The sequence below is a fragment of the Kaistella sp. genome (genome assembly GCF_049588135.1).
Taxonomy (GTDB): domain Bacteria; phylum Bacteroidota; class Bacteroidia; order Flavobacteriales; family Weeksellaceae; genus Kaistella.
In genome coordinates, this window is the sequence record NZ_JBAVFG010000177.1 from 1 (window position 1) to 4,859 (window position 4,859).

Annotated in this window: 5 protein-coding genes; 3 read left to right on the top strand and 2 right to left on the bottom strand. The window is 31.5% G+C overall.

What is annotated here, in order from left to right; all coding sequences use genetic code 11:
* Positions 1 to 349 precede the first annotated feature (349 nt).
* From WBY99_RS09835 to WBY99_RS09845, 3 genes are read left to right on the top strand one after another with little or no spacing between them, the layout of a single operon-like run.
* Positions 350 to 1,816, top strand: coding sequence for a S41 family peptidase (locus WBY99_RS09835; protein WP_423976156.1), 1,467 nt, complete (start codon positions 350 to 352; stop codon positions 1,814 to 1,816).
* A complete protein-coding gene (locus tag WBY99_RS09840) occupies positions 1,816 to 2,001 on the top strand; it encodes a hypothetical protein (protein ID WP_423976157.1) in 186 nt (61 codons plus the stop codon). Before WBY99_RS09835 ends, WBY99_RS09840 begins: the two co-directional genes overlap by 1 nt.
* Positions 2,002 to 2,020: 19 nt before the next feature.
* Complete coding sequence (locus WBY99_RS09845) at positions 2,021 to 2,965, top strand: DpnII family type II restriction endonuclease (RefSeq protein ID WP_423976158.1); 945 nt, start codon at positions 2,021 to 2,023, stop codon at positions 2,963 to 2,965.
* Here WBY99_RS09845 and dcm read toward each other — a convergent pair.
* Together dcm and WBY99_RS09855 are read right to left on the bottom strand one after the other, a co-directional pair.
* The gene (gene dcm / locus WBY99_RS09850) at positions 2,919 to 4,283 is read right to left on the bottom strand and encodes a DNA (cytosine-5-)-methyltransferase (protein ID WP_423976159.1); all 1,365 of its coding nucleotides are present in this window, start codon (positions 4,281 to 4,283) and stop codon (positions 2,919 to 2,921) included. The genes WBY99_RS09845 and dcm overlap by 47 nt on opposite strands.
* Positions 4,280 to 4,558, bottom strand: a complete 279-nt coding sequence (locus tag WBY99_RS09855; protein ID WP_423976160.1) for a DUF6471 domain-containing protein — start codon at positions 4,556 to 4,558, stop codon at positions 4,280 to 4,282. Before WBY99_RS09855 ends, dcm begins: the two co-directional genes overlap by 4 nt.
* Positions 4,559 to 4,859 lie beyond the last annotated feature (301 nt).

Consider the following 4,859-nt stretch of genomic DNA (forward strand, 5'->3'; position numbering starts at 1 on the left):
CCTTGAAAAAAAGGATTATTACAAACTGAAACTATTTTTTTCAGAAGAAGATGAAAATTTATATTCAGAAATTTTCTTAAACATAAACACTGAAAAAGGAGAAATTGAAATCCACGAAAAAGACGAAGAATATAGAGAACCGATAATTAAGGTTTGGACCAATTAATAACAGAAAAAGAGTATGCACATAACATCAGTTTGGCAAAATGGCGGGTTTAGTGCTAAATTCGACAGTTATTCTTCGGTTCAACTTTTCTGCAAAGTTGAAGTTTTGCGCTTCGATTTCCGCCACTTCGCCAAGCTGAAAAACGTTATACAACAGCATATCCAAAAAACCGCATAAAAAACTATGAAAAAAATTTATATTTTAATTTTATTATTTTTAGGGATTTCAACTTTCACTTACGCCCAAAATTGTAATTGTGAAACTAATTTTCAGTGGGTAAAAAAAACGTTTGAAGAAAATGACGCGGGATCTCAATATGCGATTGACAAAAAAGGATTGTCTGCTTATAATGCTCACAATTCTGAATTTCTATATAAAATAAGAAATGCAAAGTCTAATATTGAGTGCACACAAACAATTTACGATTGGTTAAAATTCTTTCGTGCGGATCACTTTTCAATTTCATTAAACGAACAACAAAACACTTCGGAGGTTAAAAATGATCTGCAAACCAAAAATGTAAAAAATTGGGAAACAGTAAAAATAGATTTGAAAAAATTTGAGAAATATCTGAATTCAAAAAAAGAAGCAGACTTAGAAGGCGTTTGGGAAACAAGTCCTTATATTATTGCCGTAAAAAAAATTGACAATGATTACAAAGGCTTTATTGTGAGTGCACAAGGTTTAGACAATTGGAAGCCAAATGATTTAAAATTTAATATTGGTTCGGATAAAAAAACAGGAAGTTTTTATCTACGAAATAAAAGTTCGCAAGAGATTAAAAATGTTCAAATCATAGGGAAAAATTATTTAGTAATAAACGATATAATATTGAAAAGAGTTTCGCCGAAATTTGAAAATGATAAAGCAATTGACACTTATTTCAAATCTATCTCTTCACAAAAACCATTTTTAGAGGAAATTAACAATTCAACACTTTTATTACGAATCCCTACTTTTGATGGTTCACAAAAAAAATATATTGACAGCATTCTACTTGTAAATAAACAAAAAATTGAAAGCAGGGAAAATTTAATTATTGATTTGAGAAATAATGGTGGTGGAGATGATAATAGTTATTCAAAACTTATACCATACATTTATACAAATCCAATTAGAACCGTAAGAACGCAAATGTATTCAACAGTTTTGAATAATAAAAGAATGTTAGATTCTTATGAGAACTATGAAAAGTATGGTTACTCTAAAGAAGATAGAGAATATATAAAGAAGGCTTATGATAAATTAAACGCTAATTTAGGAAAGTTTGTAATGATACAGGGAAATGGCGATGGAAAAATAATCGACGAGGAAAAATTAAATAAAATTTTACCTTATCCAAAAAACATTGGAATTATAATTAATCACAAAAATGGAAGTACAGCAGAACAATTTCTCTTGGCTGCAAAACAAAGTAAAAAGGTAAAACTTTTTGGTACAACTACTGCGGGAGTTTTAGATATTTCAAATATGTATTCTGTTGAATCACCTTGTAAAGAATTTAAATTAGGTTATTCGCTTTCAAAAAGTTTGAGAATACCAGATATGGAAATTGATGGAAAAGGAATTCAACCTGACTATTACATTGACAAAAGTATCCCCCAACACGATTGGGTTAATTATGTGAATGAAATATTAAACGAAAAATAATGCCGCCGTATAACAGCGGTTTTGCAATAGTGCGGGATTTCGCCAAGTTTAAAGATTTTAGATATTCCGAAGATTACCTTAGAATAGAAAGATTTGTCATATTAAGCCGCACCATCGCAAAGCCGCAAAACGTTACCTGCCATATTAAAACCAGACACAAAGAAAAACTAGAAGAAAAAAACTAAATTTACCAAAAGTATAAAAATGCCGAAAATATCATTTGAAGATTGGAAGAATAGTATGTCATTTATGATTGATGACGATTTTGATAATAATTTTTTACTATCAATCGAGCCATTAACAAATTATATTAATGCAAATTGTAATCGTTTCTCAAGTCCAGAAGAATTATCCATCTTCTTGACTGAGGTAGATAATTTTTCTCCAGTAGAAAAATTGAAAGCTTTTGTTTCTTTAATCGGACTTTCCGAAGAAAGACTCAAAAGAGTAGTTTCTCTTTTGAGATATCGTTTTAATGGAGAAGAATTTAGAACAGAATGGGATGTCAGAAGAATTAGTCGAACTATTCAAAATGATGTAGAATTTCGCATTCTTCTAATTGAATTTTTTATAAACGGGAGGAATTCAAGAATCGGTGCTGAAATTCCTCTTTATTATATGCGAAATTTCAAGCTTAACGAAATTGACTTCATTGAAGATTTAAGAGATTACAAATATGTTGAAAGAATTTTAAACGATAATGAAATTCAAGACAAGTATTCAAACAAAGTTGGAGCTCACGTTGAGAAGATTATCCAATCGAGACTTGATAATTACAAAATTAATACGAATGCTTCTTTGAAATATGAACTTCAAAAGGAGTTTCCTCTTCTAAATAAAAACATAGATTTTCTAATACCAAGTGTTGACGCTCCAATTATTTTAATAGAATCTTCTTATAACATAACCACTGGAAGCGGTCAATCAAAAAGAGCCGACCAACTTGTAGAGTTCTATGGTGCTTTAATGCGACATAATGCAAATCATCGAGCAAATAAAATTATTATGCTGAATTACTGCGATGGTTTTGGATGGGTTGGAAGACAAAACGATTTGCATAGAATTTATGATGCAAGCGATTTTGTATTTAATCAAAGAACTCTCAATGTACTTGATGAAGTTTTGAATGAATATTATCCCAACCCATAAATTCGAAATTTATAGTTTCTACTATTTTTGAGGCAACAAATTCCACCACAGGAACGGCAACCGTATTTCCTAACAAATCGAAAGCATCATACTCTTTTGTTGGAATTTCGTACCATTCGGGATAACCGAACAGTCGTAAACCCTCACGAATAGTCAATCTTCTCAAACCATTTCCGTCTGGAACAGCTAATCGAGAAACATCTGTTGCTACTAAAGTTGGAGCAATATCTTTTGGGTCAAGTACTTTATTTATTTCAAAACTCAATTTTCCAGTTACAATATTGTAACCTTTAGGTTTGGTTTCGTCATATACTCGTGAAGTTGAAATGCCATTTTCTGTTTGAAGCTTGACCAACTTCTTAGGATGTTCAAATTTCAAATATCCCTTTTTAGTAAGATCTTCTAATAAGGTTTTTAATTCAGTTTTTGGCAAATCAATAAACGTATTTATTTGCTCTAAAGTCAAAGCCATTCCATCCATCCAATCAATTCCGATTTCTACAGCCCATTGTTTTTTACGTCTTTGCTTAAACAATTTGTTCAGAATTTCAGCTTGCTGTTTTGATACACTCCCTTTAATTTCAATATCCCAACTATGAATATTGTTATCACCACCTCGTTTGTCTTTTATAGATTTTCCATACAAATCTTCAAATGGAAAATGAGCCAAAAGCTTGTCAATAAAATCAGATTTTAAGGTTGGCAATCCTTTTTCTAAAACACTTTCCAAAGCTTTAAACCGTGGTTCGTTTCCGTTCAAATTAATCTTCTCATCTTTTGTTCCGACTATGAAAATTCTTTTTCGAGATTGCGCCAAACCAAACTCTAAACTATCAAAAACTTTCCAACTTGTTTTGTAACCCAACTCATTTTCGAGTGTATGCAAAATGGTTTTTAATGTTCTGCCAATTTCATCATTCTTATTTTCTAAATCGTGTTTTACCAAGCCTTCTACGTTTTCAAGAATAAAACCATACGGTTTTTTTTCTCTTAATATTCTTTCGATTTCGAAAAACAAAGTTCCTCTTGTGTCTAAAAATCCTTGACGTTTCCCACCTGCACTAAAAGGCTGACAAGGAAAACCACCTAAAAGAAAATCAAAATCGGGAATGAATTCATTGCGAATTTCAAAAATATCGCCAGCCAAAAAATCGTGCCCGAAATTATGTTTCAAAGTTTTTACCGCATAAGGTTTTATTTCTGAAGTCATCACACATTCGGTTTCCATCCCAACATCTTTAAATGCTTTTTCAAAACCTAATCGAATTCCACCAAGACCTGCAAAAAGGTCAATGAATTTTACAGTATTGTTTTTCATTTTACACTTTTTTTATAAGGTTCATTCGGTTCCGCAACCATTAACAATTGACTTTCGTAATCTTCAATTTCAATTTTTTGGCAACCAATTACGGTAAGACATTGCAACAGAAAAGTAGCACTAAAACTACCACGGCTGATTTTACTATCAATGCCTGCCTTGGTTTCTTCAACACCTATTTCATTCAATAACAGAACTAAATCTGTGTTCGACACGCCACGTTTGACTAATTCTGACTTTAGTAATCGTTTTGCTTTATCATCCCAGTTTGACATAATTCAATGGATTTGTATTGCAATATTCGACAATTATTATCATATATGCAAATAAAACAGCGAAAATAAAAATACGGCAGGTAACAGGGGTTTTGCAAAATGGCGGGCTAAGTGCTTCTATGACAGTTTAGTGCAAGGTTCAAGTTCAGTTTTTCAATTGAAGTTTTGTGCTGAAAATCCGCCACTTCGCAAAGCCTTAAACGTTAGAGCGCAATTTTATAAGCCAGATTGGTTTTTTTGTTGAAAAGTTTGGTTTATAAAGCAGGGATTAAAAGAGGCAAAATAGAAGATTTTGCTAGGC